This is a genomic window from Streptomyces sp. NPDC087901 (assembly GCF_044742205.1).
Classification (GTDB): Bacteria; Actinomycetota; Actinomycetes; order Streptomycetales; family Streptomycetaceae; genus Streptomyces.
Genome location: NZ_JBIUUC010000001.1, coordinates 488,750 through 508,625, shown reverse-complemented (window position 1 = coordinate 508,625; position 19,876 = coordinate 488,750). Strand labels below are relative to the sequence as shown.

Sequence of the window (19,876 nt, the reverse complement as noted above, 5' to 3'; positions counted from 1 at the left end):
GTGTACGGCGACGGGGTAGCCCCCTAGCAAGGGCGACCGGCCACGCTACCGCGAGACTGCGCAGGTCGTTGCCGATAGCGTCGTCGTATGGACGCCTCTTGGGAAGAGTTCGGCTGGGAGCGACTCGGACACGGAGTGGGCCGGCGACGCCTTCCGGTGTGGGATGCGACGGTCGCCCTCGTGGCCGGGACCGACGGAGTACTGCTCTGCGACACCGGGTCGTCACTCCGTGAAGCGGTGGAGGTACGCACCCAGGCACAGGCGCTGCTGGGCCGAAGGGTGACGCATATCGCACTCAGCCACCCCCACTTCGATCATGTGCTGGGCACGGCGGCCTTCGCCGGGACGCAGGTGTACGGCGCGGTGGGCGCGGCGGATCTCCTGCGGCGCGGGGCGGACGAGTTGCACGCCGACGCGGTGCGGCACGGCCTGCCCGAGCACGACGCCGCCGAGTCCGCCGATGTGCTGGTGGCGCCCCCTCACGAGGTGTGCGCCGAGTGGACGCTCGATCTGGGCGGCGGGCGCGAGGTGCTGCTCGTGAACGCCGGTCCGGCGCACAGCGGTCACGATCTGGCGGTGCTGGTCCCCGGCGTCCCCGGCTCCCCCGCGATCGTGTTCTGCGGCGACCTGGTCGAGGAGTCCGGTGAGCCCCAGGCGGGCCCGGACGCCTTTCCCGCACGCTGGCCGGCGGCGCTGGACCGGCTGCTGGAGCTGGGCGGCGAGGACGCGCTGTACGTGCCGGGGCACGGGGCGGTGGTGGACGCCGCGTTCGTCCGGGCCCAACGCGACGACCTTGCTGCTCGGTTCGGCGTGTCGTAGCCCGTTCCCCGCTTATCGTCGTCCGATGCGCAGCTACCAGCCGGACCTGACCCCGCCGTGGAAGAAGTCCGCCCCCGTCCCCGAGGTGCCCGCCGAGCCCGATCTGGTCGTGGAGGACGTCGCCACCGGCTTCTGCGGCGCGGTGATCCGGTGCGAGAAGACGGCCGAGGGCCCGACGGTGACCCTGGAGGACCGCTTCGGCAAGCACCGGGTCTTCCCGATGGCGCCGCGCGGCTTCCTGCTGGAGGGCCGGGTCGTCACGCTGGTGCGCCCTTCGGCGGGCGGCCCGGTCCGGCCGGCCCGTACGGCCTCCGGCTCGGTGGCGGTGCCCGGGGCGCGGGCCCGGGTGGCGCGGGCGGGGCGGATCTACGTGGAGGGGCGGCACGACGCCGAGCTGGTGGAGCGGGTCTGGGGCGACGACCTGCGCATCGAGGGCGTGGTCGTGGAGTACCTGGAGGGCGTCGACGACCTCCCCGCGATCGTGCGCGAGTTCTCACCGGGTCCGGACGCGCGTCTGGGGGTGCTGGTCGACCATCTCGTACCGGGCTCCAAGGAGTCCCGGATCGCGGCGCAGATCTCGGACGGGAACGTCCTGGTGGTCGGCCACCCGTACATCGACGTGTGGGAGGCCGTGAAGCCGTCCTCCGTCGGGATTCCCGGATGGCCGGTGGTGCCGCGCGGCCAGGACTGGAAGACGGGTGTGTGCCGGTCGCTGGGGTGGCCTGAGAACACGGGTGCGGCCTGGCAGCACATCCTGTCGCGGGTGCGGTCCTACAAGGACCTGGAGCCGGAGCTGCTGGGGTGTGTGGAGCATCTCATCGACTTCGTGACGGCCCCTGTCGAGTAGGCCCGGCCCGCCCTCTCAACCCACCCTCGCAGGCCCGCCCTCTCAACCCACCCCCGTAGTGGCTGCGCTCTCGGCCGGCCCGCCCTCGTAGCCCTGTTCCCTCAGTCCACCAGGTCCCGCACCACCGCGTCCGCCAGCAGCCGCCCGCGCAGGGTAAGCACCGCGCGCCCCTCCCCGTACGGGCCGGGCTCCAGCAGGCCGTCGTCCACCGCCCTCCCCGCCGCCGCAAGGCCGGCCGGGGCGAGCAGCGACAGCGGGCAGCCGTCGACGAGCCGGAGCTCCAGCAGGATGCGCTCGACCCGCCGGTCCTCCGCTGAGAGGATCTCGCGGCCCGCGCCGGGCGAGCGCCCCTCGGCGAGCGCCTGCGCGTACGCCCCGGGGTGCTTCACGTTCCACCAGCGCACGCCGCCGACGTGGCTGTGCGCGCCGGGTCCGGCGCCCCACCAGTCGGCCCCGCGCCAGTACAGCTCGTTGTGCAGGCAGCGGCCCTCGGGCGTCCGGGCCCAGTTCGACACCTCGTACCAGGAGAAGCCGGCCGCGGCCATCGCCTCGTCGGCGATGAGATACCGGTCGGCGTGCGCGTCGTCGTCCGTCATCGGGATCTCGCCGCGCTTGATCCGGCGGGCCAGCTGGGTGCCCTCCTCGACGATCAGGGCGTACGCCGACACATGGTCGGGCCCGGCGCCGATCGCCGCGTCGAGGGAGGCGCGCCAGTCGTCGTCGGACTCCCCCGGGGTGCCGTAGATCAGGTCGAGGTTGACGTGCTCGAAGCCGGCCGCCCTGGCCTCGGCGACACAGGCCTCGGGCCGGCCGGGGGTGTGGGTGCGGTCGAGGATCTTCAGGACGTGCTGCCGGGCGCTCTGCATCCCGAAGGAGATCCGGTTGAAGCCGCCTTCGCGCAGCTCGGCCAGGTAGGCGGGCCCGACGGACTCCGGGTTGGCCTCGGTGGTGATCTCGGCATCGTCCGCGAGGCCGAACTCCTCCCGGATCGCCGCCAGCATCCGGACCAGGTCGGCGGCGGCCAGCAGCGTCGGCGTACCGCCTCCGACGAAGACCGTACGGACCTGGCGGGGGTCGTCCCCGAGGACCTTGCGGGCCTGGCGGACCTCGCCGATGAGGTGGGAGGCGTAGTTGTCCCGGGAGGCCAGCGCACCGCCGGAGCCGCGCAGCTCGGTCGCGGTGTAGGTGTTGAAGTCGCAGTAGCCGCAGCGGGTCGCGCAGTACGGCACGTGCAGGTAGAAGCCGAGCGGGCGTTCGGCGGCGCCTTCCAGGGCATGGCGGGGCAGCGCCCCGTCGTCGGGCACGGGCTCACCATCGGGCAGTACGGAAGGCATACCGTCCATTGTCGCGCGCCGCCCGCCGTCCGGACGCCACGCCCGGACGGCACAGGGGCGGCCGGATGGCCTCGGGCGCTTGGCCGCCGCTACTGGGCCTGCAGGACCAGCAGCGCCAGGTCGTCGTCCGGCGGGCGCTCGGCGAAGGCGTGCACGGCGTGCTTGATGCGGTCCGCGATCCCCTCCGCGGTCAGTCCGGCGCAGCCGGAGAGCGCCTGCGCCAGCCCGTCGCCGTCGTCGAACATCAGGGGGCCCGAGCGCCGCTCCGTGACCCCGTCGGTGACGCACAGGAGGCTGTCGCCGGGGGCGAGGTCAAAGCTCTGGGTCTCGTAGACGGCATCGTCCATGACGCCGAGGAGCAGTTGCGGTTCGGCGGCCGGCCGCACGGTGCCGTCGGGGCGCAGCAGCAGCGGCAACGGGTGCCCGGCGCTGACCAGGGTGCAGCGGGCGCCGCCGCCGGGCAGCGGCACGAGCTCCCCGTACAGCAGGGAGAGGAACCGGGACTGTCCGCTGTCCGCCGAGTGCTGGCCGCCGGCGGCGGCGACCATCAGTGCGGCCGCCTCGGCGGCCTCCATCGCGTCGTCGAGGAGCAGCCGGTTGAGACGGACCAGGACCTCGTCGGCCTGGAAGCCCTCACGGGCCAGCAGCCGCAGCCAGGGGCGGGCGAGTCCGGTCACGACGGCCGCCTCGGGGCCGCTGCCCTGGACGTCGCCGAGGACGAAGCACCAGCGGTCGTTGGGACACGGGAAGATGTCGTAGAAGTCACCGCCGACCACCCCGTCGTCGCTGGGCTCGTAGACCAGGGAGCTGGCGACGCCCGGTATGTCGGCGACCTTGCTGGGCAGCAGTCCGCGCTGGAGGATGCGGCTGATGGTGGCCTGCCGGGTGTAGGCGCGGGCGGCGCCGACGGCGAGACCGACCCTGCGTACGAAGTCCTCGATGAGCGCCGTGACCTCGTCGGGGACCCGGGCGATGCCTTCACGGCCGAGGAGTACGGCTCCCAGGGTGCGGCCGCCCGAGGTGATCCGGTAGGCGAGCGCGACGCCTTCGAGCCCGTCCGGCTGCCCGCCGTCCTCCGCGCTGCCGGGCCACGGCATCGACACGGGTCCGGTGCCGACCCGCTCGGGAAGCCGGAGCGGGTCGCCTTCCAGCAGGGTGCGCAGCGGCTGGATGCGGGTCTCGTCGACATGCCAGACCTTGGCGAGCCGCGGGACGGCCGCGCGGCCTGCGGTCTCGGGCTCCAGCCAGATCGCGCACCAGTCGGCGAGCCGGGGCACGAGTAACTGTCCGGCGAGCGCGGCCACGATGTCCTCGTCGAGCTGGCCGGCCAGCAGGTCCGAGGCCTCGGCGAGGAACGACAGCGCGCCGCGGCCCGCCCAGTCCGCGTCGTCGCGCAGGGCGCGGCGGGCGGTGGGGGCGAGCAGTTCGGCGGCGCGCAGTCCGCGCTGGAATCCGGCCTCCGGGCGCGCGTCGGGAAAGGGGTTCCAGTCGTCGACGGGGAGCCGGGCCCAGACGGTCTTGAGGCCGGTGCGGTAGGTGATGCCCCAGCGCTCGGCGAGGGTGGCGACGAGCTCCAGGCCCCGCCCGTACTCGGCGGGCTCCCCCGGTCCGTCCTCGCCCCCCGTGCCGTCCTCGGGACGGTCGCTGCGCACAGCGCGGGCCGGGTGGTGGTCGGAGACCTCCAGGACGAGCGCGGAGGCCTCGTCCTCGGTCGCCTCCTCCAGCCGGAAGAGCAGTTCGACGTTGGTCCCGGCGTGCACGACGGCGTTGGTGACGAGTTCGCTGACGACGACCGCCGCGTCGTCGGACAGCCGCTCGCTGAAGCCGACGGCCGCGGGCAGCCCGAGCCCGCTCCATTCGGCGAGCGCCGCCGCGACGAACCGCCGGGCCGCGGAGGGCGCGAGCAGGTTCCCGGGCAGGCTCGTCCGCGCGACGGGCTGTGCGCCCGCGGACGCGCCAGTGGTTCCGGGACGTTGCACGATGTCCCGCTGCAAGGGAATGGACCCCACAGGGCGGCTCCTGACCTGTTCTCGCTCTGCCTGTTCTCCGTTAAGACGGACCCTCTATGCGCCGCTGACGACAGGGACAGAGTGACAGATCGACCCTTCGCATACGCGTCGAGTTACCGAAGTTCCTGGAGAACACCGCCCGGCCCCACGCGCTGGGCGCGGGGGCCGGGTGCCGGGAACAGGCCGGGAGGCCGGTCGCTACGCCTCGCGGGAGCCCGCGTACATGTCTTCGATCAGGTCCTTGTACGCACGCTCGACGACCGGCCGCTTCAGCTTGAGGCTGGGGGTGACCTCGCCGTGCTCGATGTCGAGGTCGCGCGGGAGCAGCCGGAACTGCTTGATGGTCTGCCAGCGCTGCAGTCCCTCGTTGAGGCGCTTCACGTAGCCGTCGATGAGCTCGACGGTCCGCGGGGAGGCCACGACGTCCGCGTAGGACTTGCCCTCCATGCCGTTCTCGGCGGCCCAGTCGAGGATGGTCGGCTCGTCGAGGGCGATGAGCGCGGTGCAGAAGTTACGGTCCGCGCCGTGCACCAGGATGTTGGAGACGAACGGACAGACCGCCTTGAACTGGCCCTCGACCTCGGCCGGCGCGATGTACTTGCCGCCGGACGTCTTGATCAGGTCCTTCTTGCGGTCGGTGATCCGCAGGTAGCCGTCCACGGACAGCTCCCCGATGTCGCCGGTGTGGAACCAGCCGTCGGCCTCCAGCACCTCGGCCGTCTTCTCGGGCAGCCCCTGGTAGCCCTGCATCACACCGGGGCCGCGCAGGAGGATCTCGCCGTCGTCGGCGATCCGGACCTCGGTGCCGGGGAGCGGCTTGCCGACGGTGCCGGTGCGGTAGGCCTCGCCCGGGTTGACGAACGAGGCCGCGCTCGTCTCGGTGAGGCCGTAGCCCTCCAGGATGTGGATTCCGGCGCCGGCGAAGAAGAAGCCGATCTCGGGAGCGAGTGCGGCGGAGCCGGAGACACAGGCGCGGAGCCGGCCGCCGAAGGCCTCGCGGATCTTGGCGAAGACAAGGGTGTCGGCGACCTTGTGCTTGGCGCCGAGCGCGAAGGGGACGGAGGGGGTTCCGGTGCGCCGGAAGTTGTCCTGGGAGACCTTCGCGTACTCGCGGGCGACCCCGGCCGCCCAGAGGAAGATCTTGTACTTGGCCCCGCCACCGGCACGGGCCTTGGCCGCGACTCCGTTGTAGACCTTCTCGAAGATCCGGGGGACGGCCGCCATGTAGGTCGGCTGGACGACGGGCAGGTTCTCGATGATCTTGTCGACCCGGCCGTCGACGGCGGTGACGTGCCCCACCTCGATCTGGCCGGAGGTGAGGACCTTGCCGAAGACGTGCGCGAGCGGCAGCCAGAGGTACTGGACGTCGTCCTTGGTGATCAGCCCGGTGGCGACGGTGGCCTTGGCCATGTACGACCAGTTGTCGTGCGGCAGCCGTACGCCCTTGGGGCGGCCCGTGGTGCCCGAGGTGTAGATGAGGGTGGCGAGCTGCTCGGGGGTGATCGCGTCGACCCGCTCGGTGATCGCGTCCGGGTTCTTGGCCAGGTGCCCGGCGCCCAGGGCCTCCAGGTCGGCCAGCGTGAGCACCCAGCCCTCCGGGTCACCCTCGGCCGGTCCGGCGCCCTCGGCGTCGATGACGACGACGTGCGTGAGGTTCGGCAGCTCGGCGCGGCGCTCGCGGGCCTTGGCCAGCTGTGCGGCGTCCTCGGCGATCAGCACCCGGCTCTCGGAGTCGGCGAGGATGAACGCCGACTCCTCGGTGTTCGTCGAGGGGTAGATCGTGGTGGTCGCGGCGCCCGCGCACGTGACCCCGAGGTCGGCCAGGATCCATTCGACCCGGGTGCTCGCGGCGAGCGCGACGCGCTCCTCCGGTTGCACGCCCAGAGCGATCAGCCCGGCCGCGATGGCGTAGACCCGCTCGGCGGCCTGTCCCCAGCTGAGCGACTTCCACTCGTCGGGGCCCTGGCCGGCGGCCGCGGGGACGGGGTAGCGGTAGGCCTCCCCGTCCGGGGTGGCCGCCACCCGGTCGATGAAGAGGGTCGCCACGGAGGGCGGACGGTTCTCGATCATGGTCTTTGTGTCGCTCACGACATCCTCCGGGCCTGCGGCAGTGCTTCACGACGGGCTACTGGTTGCGGTGTGCTCTCCGCTTACGTCTACGTGCTTGATCCTGCTTGTTTAACTGGCGAGTAACTACGAAGCCGTGCTCAGAGTAAAGCGCCCGCGCGCCCCGCGTAAGAGGCAACAGGGCCCCGCTTCATAACGAACGGGCCCCCGCGGCGCAGCGTTCTGCGATGCGGGGACCCGTTCGTCTACCGGCCGGTAGGGAGTGGGGGCGAAGCTCCGTGCCACCGCTCGCCCCACGCCTCCGTACTACTTCTTGGCCTTGGTCTCCCCGGCGGACTCGTCGGTCGACAGCACGGAGATGAACGCGTCCTGCGGCACCTCCACATTGCCGACCATCTTCATCCGCTTCTTGCCTTCCTTCTGCTTCTCCAGCAGCTTCCGCTTACGGGAGATGTCACCGCCGTAGCACTTGGCGAGGACGTCCTTGCGGATGGCGCGGACGGTCTCACGGGCGATGACCCGGGAGCCGATGGCCGCCTGGATCGGCACCTCGAAGTTCTGCCGCGGGATGAGCTTCTGCAGCTTGGCGACGAGCCGGACGCCGTACGCGTACGCCTTGTCCTTGTGCGTGACCGCGGAGAAGGCGTCGACCTTGTCACCGTGCAGCAGGATGTCGACCTTGACGAGCTCGGCGGACTGCTCGCCGGTGGGCTCGTAGTCGAGCGAGGCGTAACCGCGGGTCTTGGACTTCAGCTGGTCGAAGAAGTCGAAGACGATCTCGGCGAGCGGCAGGGTGTAGCGGATCTCGACCCGGTCCTCGGAGAGGTAGTCCATGCCGAGAAGGGTGCCGCGGCGCTGCTGGCAGAGCTCCATGATCGCGCCGATGAACTCGCTGGGCGCCAGGACCGTGGCCCGGACGACCGGCTCGTGCACCTTGTCGATCTTGCCCTCGGGGAATTCACTCGGGTTGGTGACGATGTGCTCGCTGCCGTCCTCCATCTCGACGCGGTAGACCACGTTGGGGGCGGTCGCGATGAGGTCGAGACCGAACTCGCGCTCCAGCCGCTCGCGGACCACGTCGAGGTGGAGCAGGCCGAGGAAGCCGACGCGGAAGCCGAAGCCGAGCGCTGCGGAGGTCTCCGGCTCGTACACCAGGGCGGCGTCGTTGAGCTGAAGCTTGTCGAGAGCCTCGCGCAGGTCCGGGTAGTCCGATCCGTCCAGCGGGTACAGACCCGAGAACACCATCGGCTTGGGGTCCTTGTAACCGCCCAGCGCCTCGGTCGCACCGTTGTGCAGGGAGGTGATCGTGTCACCGACCTTGGACTGCCGGACGTCCTTCACCCCGGTGATGATGTAGCCGACCTCACCGACGCCGATGCCGTCGGACGGAGTCATCTCCGGGGAGGACACCCCGATCTCCAGCAGCTCGTGGGTCGCTCCGGTCGACATCATCCGGATGCGCTCGCGCTTGTTCAGCGAACCGTCGACGACACGGACGTACGTCACGACGCCACGGTAGGAGTCGTAGACGGAGTCGAAGATCATCGCGCGGGCCGGGGCGTCCGCCTTGCCGACAGGCGCCGGGACGTCCCTGACCACCCGGTTGAGGAGCGCGTCCACGCCGACCCCGGTCTTCGCCGAGACCTTGAGGACGTCCTCGGGCTGACAGCCGATGAGGTTGGCCAGCTCCTCGGAGAACTTCTCGGGCTGGGCGGCCGGCAGGTCGATCTTGTTGAGCACCGGGACGATGGTGAGGTCGTTCTCCATGGCCAGGTAGAGGTTGGCCAGCGTCTGGGCCTCGATGCCCTGCGCGGCGTCGACCAGCAGGACCGTGCCCTCACAGGCGGCGAGCGAACGGGAGACCTCATAGGTGAAGTCGACGTGTCCCGGGGTGTCGATCATGTTGAGGACGTGGGTGCTGCCCTGGCCCTCACCGGCAGTGGGCGCCCAGGGCAGCCGGACCGCCTGGGACTTGATGGTGATGCCACGCTCGCGCTCGATGTCCATCCGGTCGAGGTACTGAGCGCGCATCTGCCGCTGGTCGACCACACCGGTCAGCTGGAGCATCCGGTCGGCAAGGGTCGACTTGCCGTGGTCGATGTGCGCGATGATGCAGAAATTGCGGATCAGCGCCGGGTCGGTACGGCTCGGCTCGGGCACGTGGAGAGGAGTCGCGGGCACGCAGGGTCCTGATTCTTGAGACGCCGAACGCCGTGTCTCGGGTCGATGTCGGGTCGGTCGGATCTGTACGTAGCCTCCATCGTCCCACGCCTGCGGGGTGAAGACCGGTTTGGGCCGGTCGGAGCGCGGCTGGTACCGTGGGCAGCTGTGCCTCGTGGCCCTTGGGCCGCAGGACACACACCGAAGATCCAACGAACCTGAAAAGGCTCTGTCGTGGCGAACATCAAGTCCCAGATCAAGCGGAACAAGACGAACGAGAAGGCGCGCCTGCGCAACAAGGCCGTCAAGTCCTCGCTCAAGACCTCGATCCGCAAGGCCCGCGAGGCCGTCGTTGCAGGCGACGTCGAGAAGGCCACCGTGGCCGTTCGCGACGCTTCCCGCGCTCTCGACAAGGCTGTCTCGAAGGGTGTCATCCACAAGAACGCCGCCGCCAACAAGAAGTCGGCGCTGGCCACCAAGGTTGCCACCCTCCAGGGCTGAGCATTCTGATGTGATCGCCGGAACGGACCAAGCGGGCCCTCTCTCCCGCTCCTGACCGGCACCCCGCGCCGCACACCGAACCTGCGTTCGCCACGCGGGTGCGGCGCACCAAGCGCAAAGCGAAGGCCCCGGCCGGCCCCCTCCCCAGGGGGTCGACCGGGGCCTTCGGCATGCGCGCGTACGAAAATCCGGGTCCCGGGGCCCGGGACCCCGTCGAACCCGCCCGGCGGCTGAGGACAGGGCGACCGGCCCTACGAACCCGGCCTGCTGAGGAGCAGGACAGCCGGCCCTACGAACCTGGCCGACTGACGGCAGGGCGACCGGCCCTACGAACCCCGACCGGCTGAGGCAGGCCGGCCGGCCCTACGAACCCGGCGCCCCTACCCCGTCTCGCGTGGGGTCACCACTACCGCCCCGTCCGTGCGGCCCTTGCCACCGCGACCACGGCCTTCTCCAGCGCGTACTCCGGGTCGTCCCCGCCGCCCTTGACGCCCGCGTCCGCATCCGCGACCGCTCTCAGCGCCACCGCCACCCCGTCCGGCGTCCATCCCCGCATCTGCTGGCGCACCCGGTCGATCTTCCACGGGGGCATGCCCAGCTCGCGGGCGAGGTCCGCCGGCCGCCCCCCGCGTGCCGACGAGAGCTTGCCGATCGCCCGGACTCCCTGCGCCAGCGCGCTGGTGATGAGGACGGGGGCCACACCGGTCGACAGCGACCAGCGCAAGGCCTCCAGGGCCTCGGCCGCCCGCCCCTCGACCGCGCGGTCGGCGACCGTGAAGCTCGACGCCTCCGCGCGCCCCGTGTAGTAGCGCCCGACGACGGCTTCGTCGATCGTGCCCTCGACGTCCGCGACAAGCTGTGACGCCGCACTCGCCAGTTCCCGCAGATCACTGCCGATGGAGTCGACCAGCGCCTGGCACGCCTCGGGCGTCGCCGAGCGTCCCAGCGTCCGGAACTCGCCCCGCACGAAGGAGAGGCGCTCGGCGGGCTTGGTGGTCTTCGGGCACGCCACCTCCCGCGCCCCGGCCTTACGGGCCGCGTCGAGCAGCGCCTTGCCCTTGGCGCCGCCCGCGTGCAGCAGCACGAGGGTGATCTCCTCGACCGGGTCGTCGAGATACTTCTTGACGTCCTTGACCGTGTCGGCGGAGAGATCCTGCGCGTTGCGCACGATCACCACCTTGCGCTCGGCGAAGAGCGAAGGGCTCGTCAGCTCGGCGAGGGTGCCCGGCTGAAGCTGGTCGGAGGTGAGGTCCCGGACGTCCGTGTCGGCGTCGGAGGCCCGGGCCGCCGCCACCACCTGCTGCACGGCGCGGTCCAGGAGTAGGTCCTCCTGCCCCACGGCGAGCGTGAGGGGGGCGAGCGGGTCGTCGGTGGAATTCCTTCTGGTGGCCATCGCCGTCCAGCATCCCACGGGCCGCTGACAGCCCTGCTGCGACTGCCGGTCTGGCACGTAGCCCTCAGTCCTCATCCCTCGGCCCTCGGCCCGTGACCCGTAGCCCGTAGCCCGTAGCCCGTAGCCCGTAGCCCGTAGCCGAGAATGGGCGGGTGAGCGATGTGAGACATGTACTGGTGCTGCCCGACCGCGATGCCGCGGAGGAGGCGGCCGGAGAGCTGGCCGACCGATTCGGGGTCGCCGAGGAACCACAACTCGTACGCGACGCCCTGGCCGGCGAGGACGACGCCGAGGACGCCCAGTGGCTGGTGGTCGTGGAGGACCCGGCCCGGCGCCTGGACTCCGCGGCGCTCGATGCGTTCGCCGCGGAGTACGAGGGATGGCTGGAGGCTCCGTAGGGGCTCGGCGGCTACTCCGGGGCTGCCGAGGGCTGTTCCGGGGCTGCCAGGGGGCTGTTCCGGACGCCGTTCCGGACGCCACCCCGAAACCCGTAACCGTGGTCCGTGGTCCGTGGTCCGTGGTCCGTAGCCAGCGAATCAGCGCTTGGGAACGATCTGGATGTCCATGTCGATCTCGATGCTGGAGCCGACCGCGGCGATGCCACGGGCCAGCATCGTCTGCCAGGTGAGGGTGAAGTCCTCACGGTGCAGCTCGGTGGTGGCGCGGCAGGCGGCGCGGGTCTCGCCCTCCAGGCCGTTGCCGACGCCGAGGTACTGGGTGTCCAGCGTGACCGTGCGGCTCACCCCGTGCAGGGTGAGCGCGCCGCTCACGCCCCAGCGGGTGCCGCCCCGGTGGACGAAGCGCTCGCTGTAGAACTCCAGCGTCGGATAGCGGCCGACGTCGAGGAAGTCGCCCGAGCGCAGGTGGTCGTCGCGCATCTGAACGTTCGTGTCGATCGAGGCGGCGTCGATGATCACGTGCATGGCCGAGTCCTCCATGCGGTCGGCGATCCGGACCGCGCCGGCGAAGGTGTTGAACCGGCCGTGGATGCGAGCCATCCCGATGTGCCGGGCCGTGAAACCGATCTGGGAGTGCATCGGCTCGATCTCCCACTCACCCGGGTCGGGCAGCTGCGGAGGCGCCGAGAGCTGCAGGGTCACATCACCCAGGCCCGCGTGACCGCCCTGGGCGACCGCCGCCGAGCCGTGGAACGGGGTGAACCCCTCCGCGGTGACAGCCAGCCGGTACTCTCCCGCCGGCACCGTGGCGACGACATTGCCGAACGAGTCCGTCTCCCCGCCGACGACCTTGCGCCCCGCGGCGTCCGTGACGACGAACTCAGCCTGCTGCACTGCCTCGTTGACCGGGTCGATCACTCGGCAGCTGAGGACACCCGCGGAGTCCGGTATGGCGAGTCCGGCGAGAGCGTTGCCGCGAACGACACCCGTCGCCGCCTTGTTTCCGAGCCAACGGCCGAACATCTCCACGCACCCCCGGGGGCTGTTTCACCTCGGGCCGAAGGGTTGGACACCGTTGCCGGAACAGCGGCCCGCCGACGAGCATGCATTCGATCACCCTTGTGGCGTTCGAGGCAAACAGAGCGGCTCGCAGGGGCTTGGGTGGAGGTGTTACCGAAGGTCCGAATTGATCGTTCCGTATGTGTGTGTCACCCGTTCGGCACAGAAACGCCGGCCCCCCGCTCGGAGGGGAGCCGGTCGAGGCGCACCCCGAAGTGCTCGCGGTAGGCGGCGAGAACCTCCTGATCACTTTCCAGCTGCGTCTCGTGGCGCTCCTCCCCCACCGTCGTGAGGAGCCTGTGGCCCTTGAGCGTGATCCGCCCGGTGGTCGTGAAGCGCGAGCAGACCGGCGACCGGGTGAAGCCTGAATCGGGCGAGGTCCGGTGGTACCAGGCCCCGACCCGGAAGTCGTCGAGCGCCCGGGGTCGCGGGTCCAGGCGGAACTGGGGTGCGCCGCCCCGCAGCACATCGACGTCCCCGTGGTCCTCACCACCCTCGGCGGGGGCCTGGGCGATCCGGAAGGTGCCACGCGGGTCCTCCTGGTCCGTGTGGTCGTCGAGCGCGAGCGGATGCTGGGCATGGTCGCCGAAGCCGACATCGGCGAGCCACGGCCCGGTGCCGTCGTCCGTCTCCACCCGCAGCGCCATGTGGTCGTACGGGATGCCGAGCCGCCCGTCGTCACCGTGGACCCGTGCCTGGAGCAGCGTGACGCGGAAGCCGAGCGCCCGCAGCAGTACGGCGAAGGCGCCGTTGACTTCGTAGCAGAACCCGCCGCGGCGATCCGCCACGATCTTGTCGAGGAGCGCCTTCTCCTCCAGCACGATGTCCTCGCCGAGGTGGATCGAAAGGTTCTCGAAGGGCACGGTGGTGAGATGGCGCAGCTGCAGCTCGCGCAGCGCCGTGGCATCGGGGCGGGCCGGCCGGGTGGCGCCGATGCGCTCCAGGTAGGCGTCGATGGTCTGGGGCAGGTCCGGGTCCATGAGGGCAGTCTGTCCCCACAAGCGGCACCGTGGCCTGAGCCGTTGGTCCTAGGACCGGCGGCGGAGGCGTGACGCAGGGCGTATTCACTAGCGTGCGGGGCATGACGAATCGGGAGCCGGCGCGCAGCCGCGAACAGCGCAAGCAGGATGCGCTCGATCATCTGGAGAAGGACGAGGACGCCTGGGTGTCGACCGCCTCGGCCGACGGAGTACCGACTCTGGTGCCGCTGTCGTTCGTATGGGACCGGGGGACCCTGCTGATGGCCACCCGGCGTACCAACCCGACTGCGGTCAACGTGACGTCGGACGGGCAGGCGCGGATCGCACTGGGTCCTACCCGCGATGTGGTCCTCATCGAAGCGACGGCGGAGCTCATCGAGAACGCGGACCTTCCCTCGGAGTCGAGTGACGCCTTCGCCGCGAAGCTCGGCTGGGACCTGCGGGACCTTTCCGCCTGGGTGTACCTGCGTTTCACGCCGTACGCGGTCAGGGCGTGGCGGGAGAAGAACGAACTGGCCGACCGTGAACTGATGGCCGACGGCCGCTGGCTGGAGTGAACACGCCGTCATGACCGGCCCACCGCCCGCAGTCCCGGCCCGGCACCCGTCACCGCGACCGCGCCGTCCCTGTCCGTGCGGAGCACCACCGCTCCCCCGGATCTGAGCGCCTCCACCGTCCGTGGGGCAGGATGCCCGTACGGGTTGTCCCGGCCCACGCTCACCAGCGCGAGCCTCGGACGCGCGCTGCGGAGCAGTGCCGCGTCCTGGTGCGCGGAGCCGTGGTGGGCGACCTTGAGCACATCCACCCGGGGCAGTGTCGGGTGACTGCGCAACAGGCCCTGCTGGGCCGGAGGTTCGAGGTCGCCGAGGAGCAACAGTGTGAGCTCGCCGGTCCGTACGAGCAGGGTGACGCTGGCGTCGTTCGGTTCCTCCGGTACGGGACGTGCCGCCGGGCCGGCCGCGGCGGTCGCTCCACCCGGCGGCCACAGCACCTGCCACTCCAGCGCTCCGATCCGGCGCCGCTCACCAAGGGCGGTGCGCACCACGGGGATACCGGCCGCCGCGGCCGTCCGCCTGACGAACGCGGCCTGTTCCGGGGGTTCGTCCAGGCTCGTCGTCTGGATCGCGCCCACCGTCCTGCCCCGCAGCACACCGGTCAGGCCGCGCACGTGGTCGGCGTGGAAGTGGGTGAGCAGCAGCAACGGGATACGGGTGACGGCCAGATCGCGCAGACACCGGTCGGCGAGCCGGGGATCCGGCCCGGCGTCGACGACCACGCCCGCGCCGGGCCCGGCCGCGAGCACCAGGGCGTCTCCCTGGCCGACGTCGCACATCGCGAACGCCCAGCCGGGCGGCGGCCATCCGGTCAGCACCCGGGTCAGTGGCACCGGCCGGAGCACCGCGAGGACGAGCAGCAGCGCGGCGGCCGAACAGAGCCAGGGATGGCGCCCGATGCGCCGTGCGAACAGCACCAGGAGCACAGTCAGCGCGGCCAGCAGCAGCGCCCCCGGCCGGCCGTCGGGCCAGTCGGCCTCCGCCCCGGGGAGCGCGGCTCCGGTCCGGGCCACGGAGGCGATCCACCCCGCCGGCCATCCCGCCACCCGGGCGAGCAGTTCGGCCCCCGGCATGGCCACCGGCGCCAGGGCCAGCACGGCGAACCCGAGCACCGTGGCGGGCGCCACCGCGAACTCGGCCAGCAGATTGCACGGGATCGCCACCAGACTCACCCGGGAGGCGAGCAGCACCACGACGGGCGAGCACACGGCCTGAGCCGCGGCTGCGGCCGCCAGCGCCTCCGCCAACCGCGGTGGCACCCGCCGCCGTTGCAGCGCTTCGCTCCACCGAGGGGCCAGGGTCAGGAGGGCGCCGGTAGCGAGCACCGACAGGACGAAGCCGTAACTGCGCGCGAGCCACGGGTCGTAGAGCACCAATAGCAGAACGGCGGCGGCCAGCGCGGGAATCAACGATCTGCGCCGCCCGGTGCCGATGGCCAGAAGTGTGATCAGGCCACAGGCCGCGGCCCGCAGCACGCTCGGTTCCGGCCGGCAGACGAGCACGAAGGCGAGGGTGAGCCCGCCGCCGAGCAGAGCGGTCCCCCGGAGAGAGATCCCCCACGCGGGTGCCAGTCCGCGGCGTTCGACGCGCAGGGCGGTGCCGGGAGGTCCGATGAGCAGGACGAGCAGGATCGCCAGGTTGGCGCCCGATACCGCCATGAGATGGGTGAGGTCGGTCGCCCGGAACGCCTCGTGCAGTTCCGGTGTGACGCGTGTGGTGTCGCCGACGACCAGTCCGGGCAGCAGCGCCCTCGCATCAGGACCGAGGTCCTCCGTCGCCGTGCGCAGGCCTGCGCGCAATCCGCCCGCCGTGCGCTGGAGTCGGGTGGGCGGGCCGATGACACGGGGCGGTCCCTTTCCCTCGGCGCGCAGCACGGCGGTGGCGCGCTCCCCGCCGTGCAGCGGCGGGGCCAGCCTGCCACTGACGCGCAGCCGTGTGGAGGGAAGCAGCTGCTGCCACTGTGCGGCCGCACCTTCGGGCATGACGATGACCAGCACCGGCGTACGCAGCCGGACGGCCGGGCCGCCGGGTCTCGTCAGCCGGACGATCTCGGCGTCCAGCAGCAGGGAGACGGGGGTGCTGTGGTCGCCGCGCACCCGGGGGGACGTGCGGCGGGCATCGGAGGTCAGGGTGAGCTCCGCGTCGATGTGCGCGAACTGCCCGGCCAGACCGGGCACGGGACCCTGCCGCGCATCGGCCCTGTGCAGACCGGCGGACGCCGCCCCGGCCGCCGCGCAGAGCAGCACCGCCGCGGCAGCCGTGGTGTGCAGCCGCCGGCGGCCACCGCCGCCGCTCTCCGCTTGGCCGGTCCGCGGCGCGCGGGCCACCCGGAAGGGCGGAAAGCCCGGTACGGCCAGGAGGACCATGGCCGCCCCGAGGCAGAGCACCGCACCCGCCGCCACCCAGCGGCCCGGCGCGTCCAGGGCCGGTGCGGCACCCGCCCAGGCCGCCAGGGCCGGCGGGACCAGCCGAAGGTCGACCGGGCCTTCCTGACGCGGGTCGGCGCTCCCCAGCCGACGGCCCGACGCCGCGTGGACGTCCTGGGTACTCACGGTCGCACCAGTGGCTGGAGATCGGCGAACCGGCGGTCACCGATCCCGTTGACCTCACGGAGCTCGTCGACGGACCGGAAGCCTCCGTGCTGAGTGCGGTGGTCGACGATGTGCTGGGCGAGGACGGGACCGACGCCCGGCAGGGTTTCGAGCTGTTCCATCGTCGCGGTGTTGAGGCTCACCGGTCCTGCGGCGGCGGTAGGGCCGACGCCTCCTCCCGTACCGCCTGCGTCAGTCGGGCCCGGCGGGGCGCCCACGACGATCTGTTCCCCGTCCATGAGGACCCGGGCCCGGTTGAGGCTGTCGAGGTCCACACCCGGCCGGGCCCCGCCCGCCACTCGCAGCGCGTCGGCGACCCTGGCTCCGGCCGGCAGCCGGTGGATCCCGGGCCGCCTCACCTTCCCGCTCACGTCCACCACGACCTGCCCGCCCGGCCCGGTGGCGGGGGGTGTCCCGGGCGCGGGCTCCGGCGTGCCGGCCCCGCCCGCATCCCCGCCCCCGTCCCCGCCCGTATCCGTCTCCGCCACGGGCGCGTGCGCGGCCTCGCTGACCCGCTCCGGAGCGCGTACGGATCCTGGGCGCGCCGACCAGAGATGCGTCGCGGCGAACACCGCTGCCGCGACCAGGACGACAGTGAGTGCGGCCAGGGCCCTCGGCTCCAGCCCGCACCTGAGCTGAAGCCACACCGGAAGCCGCTCCCTCACTGCGGGAAGGGCCCGCCGCAGCCGCCCCGCGGCCACCGGCCCGAGCAGGGATGCGGGTGAATCCCCAAGTGAATCCCCGAGTGGAGACGCGGGTGGAGACGCGGATGCGGGCGCGGACCCGACCGCACCCTCGCCCGTCGCCGCACGCGTCTCACTGGCCACACCCGCCGTACGGGCCGCCATCGCCGCACGCGTCTCACTCGCCGCACCGGCCGCAATCGCCGTGCCGCCCGCCGACGAACCCGCGCCCATCCCCACCAGCGGCCGCGCGACCCGGCCCCCGTAACCGCCTGCCATCAGCGCGTCCGCACGGCTGCGCGAAGCCGCGGCCGCGGCGGTGCGCCCCCTGGCTCGCCGTCGTCGGCCCGGCCCTGTGCCCGCACCGCTCCGGACACGACCGTCCGAGGCCGGAACGCGCCCCGGCCCGCTACCGGACCCGGACCCGCCCGACCCGCCAGCCCCGCCGAGGCCGCCGACATGTCCGCCGCTACCGACGCGCCTGACACGGGAAACACGGGAGACACGGGTGACACGGCCGACACGGCCGACGTCGGCGCGATTGGTTGCACGATGTGATCGGGAAGCCATGCCTCATGACGCTAGGCACTTCCGCCGGAACCCGCTGAGCACACCCAATTCCGGTGGATAACCGCACCGTTGTGCATAACTCCACCACTCCGGAGAGTGAAGTCAGCGAGGCGAGATCACCGCGCCCAGCAGCCCGGGTCCGGTGTGTGCGCCGATCACCGCGCCCACCTCGCTGACATGCAGGTCGACCAGGCCCGGAACCCGTTCTCGCAACCGCTCGGCCAGCCGCTCGGCCCGCTCCGGGGCCGCGAGGTGATGCACCGCGATGTCCACCCGCCCGCTGCCCGCCCGCTCGGCAACGATCTCCTCCAGCCGGGCGATGGCCTTCGAGGCCGTCCGTACCTTCTCCAGCAGTTCGATCCGGCCGCCGTCCAGCTGAAGGAGCGGTTTCACGGCCAGGGCCGAACCGAGCAGGGCCTGCGCGGCGCCGATCCGGCCGCCGCGCCGCAGATAGTCCAGGGTGTCGACGTAGAAGTAGGCAGACGTGCCCGCCGCCCGCTTCTCGGCGGCGGCCACCGCGTCGTCCTGGCTGCCGCCCGCCTCCGCAGTCTCCGCCGCGGCCAGGGCGCAGAACCCGAGGGCCATGGCGACCATCCCGGTGTCCACCACGCGCACCGGTACCGGAGCGTCCTTCGCCGCGAGGACGGCCGCGTCGTACGTGCCGGAGAACTCCGCCGACAGATGCAGCGAGACGATGGCACTCGCTCCCGCGTCGGCAGCCGCGCGGTAGGCAGCGGCGAAGACCTCGGGGCTGGGCCGTGAAGTCGTCACGGAACGGCGCTTCTGCAGGGCCAGCGCGAGGGAGCGAGCCGAGATCTCGGTGCCTTCCTCCAGCGCCTGGTCGCCGAGAACTACGGTCAGCGGCACTGCGGTGATGCCATGCCGCTCCATCGCCTGGGGCGGCAGGTAGGCCGTGGAATCGGTGACGATCGCGACATGGCGGGACATGAGCGGGAGATTACCTGCCGGGGAGGCGGCTCGGCAGTTCGACCCCGCCTGAATGATCAGTTCCGGTCGCTTCGTGCCGCATCATTCCCTCCTCGTTCACCTGCGGCCCCAGGCCGTCACCGACCGCTCCCACCGACGGCGGCCAAGAAGATCCCATTCGTCGGACGCAGTCAGACCGTGCTCTCCGGCGCAGTCAGTCCGTGGCCTCCGGTGCCGGTGCCGTCAGCCCGTGGTCCCGGACGCCGTCAGTTCGTGGTCTCCGGCCGTGCCGTCTTCTGCCACGGATATCCCGTCCGCAGCCGGGGGTCCGGGGCCGAGAGGGCCTGCGGAGTCCCCTCGTCGCCTGCCGGGTCCCCGGCCGGCGGCTCCTGAACGCGGTCCGCCGGACGCCCCGGTGCCGGCTCCTCCGTCGTCCAGTGCCGCAGCGCCCCGGCCTCCACGTCGATCTGCGCGTTCAGCGCCTCCAGATCGTCGTCGGCGAACTGCCGGGCCCGGTCCCGGGCCGCCCATCGCAGCGACTCCGCGGCGCGCGTGATCCGCTCGGTGCGCTCCTTCAGGCCGGGCAGCAGCGAGGCGACCGTCGTCCTGTCGGGTTCACGCTCCAGGCGCTTCAGGTCCTCTTCCAGCTCACGGCCGTGCACCCCGAGGCGCTGGAACAGGCCCAGTGACTCCGAGAGCGAGGCGTCCTCGACCACACCCGACTGCAGCGCCTCCTGCGTGGCGCGCATCGAGGTGCGCAGCGAGAGACGGAGCTGAGCCAGCTCGCCGCCGACGCCCACCTGCCCGTAACTCTTGGCCCGCAGCGTGGTGTCCTCCACCGTGCGGCGCGCCTGCGTGATCGTGCGGTCCACACCACGCTTGGCCGCCCCGACGACCTTGACGGTCGCATAGACACCCAGCGCCATGAACGCGACGACGAGCAGCCCCAGGATCAGGATCAAGGCTTCCATGAGTGCCCCTCGG

At 71.9% G+C, this 19,876-nt stretch carries 16 protein-coding genes; 5 read left to right on the top strand and 11 right to left on the bottom strand.

Features of this window, described 5'->3' with window-relative positions:
- Nucleotides 1–87 precede the first annotated feature (87 nt).
- Together ACIOEW_RS02170 and ACIOEW_RS02165 are read left to right on the top strand one after the other, a co-directional pair.
- Nucleotides 88–819 (top strand): MBL fold metallo-hydrolase, encoded by a 732-nt coding sequence (locus ACIOEW_RS02170; RefSeq protein ID WP_362540813.1) that lies wholly within the window; start codon nucleotides 88–90, stop codon nucleotides 817–819.
- A gap of 25 nt (nucleotides 820–844) precedes the next feature.
- Complete coding sequence (locus ACIOEW_RS02165) at nucleotides 845–1,666, top strand: DUF3097 domain-containing protein (protein WP_362540810.1); 822 nt, start codon at nucleotides 845–847, stop codon at nucleotides 1,664–1,666.
- Nucleotides 1,667–1,767: 101 nt separating this feature from the next.
- Here the strand turns inward: ACIOEW_RS02165 and hemW are convergent, their stop codons facing one another.
- The 4 genes from hemW to lepA all read right to left on the bottom strand — a co-directional run bounded on the left by hemW (nucleotide 1,768) and on the right by lepA (nucleotide 9,257).
- On the bottom strand, nucleotides 1,768–3,000 hold the full coding sequence (hemW, locus tag ACIOEW_RS02160) for a radical SAM family heme chaperone HemW (RefSeq protein ID WP_326736132.1): 1,233 nt from the start codon (nucleotides 2,998–3,000) through the stop codon (nucleotides 1,768–1,770).
- Nucleotides 3,001–3,089: 89 nt separating this feature from the next.
- A complete protein-coding gene (locus tag ACIOEW_RS02155; protein ID WP_401961504.1) occupies nucleotides 3,090–4,994 on the bottom strand; it encodes a SpoIIE family protein phosphatase in 1,905 nt (634 codons plus the stop codon).
- A gap of 213 nt (nucleotides 4,995–5,207) precedes the next feature.
- Entirely contained in the window at nucleotides 5,208–7,097 is a 1,890-nt protein-coding gene (locus tag ACIOEW_RS02150) for an AMP-dependent synthetase/ligase (RefSeq protein ID WP_401960541.1), read from the bottom strand.
- A 285-nt stretch (nucleotides 7,098–7,382) separates the two neighbouring features.
- On the bottom strand, nucleotides 7,383–9,257 hold the full coding sequence (gene lepA / locus ACIOEW_RS02145; RefSeq protein ID WP_362540802.1) for a translation elongation factor 4: 1,875 nt from the start codon (nucleotides 9,255–9,257) through the stop codon (nucleotides 7,383–7,385).
- A 213-nt stretch (nucleotides 9,258–9,470) separates the two neighbouring features.
- Here lepA and rpsT point away from each other — a divergent pair, with 213 nt between their 5' ends.
- On the top strand, nucleotides 9,471–9,737 hold the full coding sequence (rpsT, locus tag ACIOEW_RS02140; RefSeq protein ID WP_136325190.1) for a 30S ribosomal protein S20: 267 nt from the start codon (nucleotides 9,471–9,473) through the stop codon (nucleotides 9,735–9,737).
- Between the two features lie 406 nt (nucleotides 9,738–10,143).
- Here rpsT and holA read toward each other — a convergent pair whose 3' ends face one another.
- Nucleotides 10,144–11,130 (bottom strand): DNA polymerase III subunit delta, encoded by a 987-nt coding sequence (gene holA, locus ACIOEW_RS02135; protein ID WP_401960539.1) that lies wholly within the window; start codon nucleotides 11,128–11,130, stop codon nucleotides 10,144–10,146.
- A 152-nt stretch (nucleotides 11,131–11,282) separates the two neighbouring features.
- Between holA and ACIOEW_RS02130 the strand changes: the two genes are divergently transcribed.
- Nucleotides 11,283–11,528 carry a hypothetical protein gene (locus tag ACIOEW_RS02130; RefSeq protein ID WP_362540796.1) on the top strand — a complete coding sequence of 82 codons (246 nt, stop codon included), beginning with the start codon at nucleotides 11,283–11,285 and terminating at the stop codon, nucleotides 11,526–11,528.
- 138 nt (nucleotides 11,529–11,666) lie between these two features.
- Here ACIOEW_RS02130 and ACIOEW_RS02125 read toward each other — a convergent pair whose 3' ends face one another.
- Together ACIOEW_RS02125 and ACIOEW_RS02120 are read right to left on the bottom strand one after the other, a co-directional pair.
- Nucleotides 11,667–12,551, bottom strand: a complete 885-nt coding sequence (locus ACIOEW_RS02125; RefSeq protein WP_401960537.1) for a YceI family protein — start codon at nucleotides 12,549–12,551, stop codon at nucleotides 11,667–11,669.
- A 185-nt stretch (nucleotides 12,552–12,736) separates the two neighbouring features.
- Nucleotides 12,737–13,567, bottom strand: a complete 831-nt coding sequence (locus tag ACIOEW_RS02120; protein WP_401960535.1) for an arylamine N-acetyltransferase — start codon at nucleotides 13,565–13,567, stop codon at nucleotides 12,737–12,739.
- A gap of 101 nt (nucleotides 13,568–13,668) precedes the next feature.
- Here ACIOEW_RS02120 and ACIOEW_RS02115 point away from each other — a divergent pair, with 101 nt between their 5' ends.
- The gene (locus ACIOEW_RS02115) at nucleotides 13,669–14,124 is read left to right on the top strand and encodes a pyridoxamine 5'-phosphate oxidase family protein (RefSeq protein ID WP_401960533.1); all 456 of its coding nucleotides are present in this window, start codon (nucleotides 13,669–13,671) and stop codon (nucleotides 14,122–14,124) included.
- An 8-nt stretch (nucleotides 14,125–14,132) separates the two neighbouring features.
- Here the strand turns inward: ACIOEW_RS02115 and ACIOEW_RS02110 are convergent, their stop codons facing one another.
- The 4 genes from ACIOEW_RS02110 to ACIOEW_RS02095 all read right to left on the bottom strand — a co-directional run bounded on the left by ACIOEW_RS02110 (nucleotide 14,133) and on the right by ACIOEW_RS02095 (nucleotide 19,863).
- Nucleotides 14,133–16,673, bottom strand: a complete 2,541-nt coding sequence (locus tag ACIOEW_RS02110) for a ComEC/Rec2 family competence protein (RefSeq protein WP_401960531.1) — start codon at nucleotides 16,671–16,673, stop codon at nucleotides 14,133–14,135.
- Nucleotides 16,670–17,359: a helix-hairpin-helix domain-containing protein gene (locus tag ACIOEW_RS02105; protein WP_401960529.1), complete on the bottom strand. Its 690-nt coding sequence runs from the start codon at nucleotides 17,357–17,359 to the stop codon at nucleotides 16,670–16,672. Before ACIOEW_RS02105 ends, ACIOEW_RS02110 begins: the two co-directional genes overlap by 4 nt.
- A gap of 708 nt (nucleotides 17,360–18,067) precedes the next feature.
- On the bottom strand, nucleotides 18,068–18,913 hold the full coding sequence (locus ACIOEW_RS02100; protein ID WP_362540778.1) for a DegV family protein: 846 nt from the start codon (nucleotides 18,911–18,913) through the stop codon (nucleotides 18,068–18,070).
- A gap of 245 nt (nucleotides 18,914–19,158) precedes the next feature.
- A complete protein-coding gene (locus ACIOEW_RS02095) occupies nucleotides 19,159–19,863 on the bottom strand; it encodes a hypothetical protein (protein WP_401960526.1) in 705 nt (234 codons plus the stop codon).
- Nucleotides 19,864–19,876 lie beyond the last annotated feature (13 nt).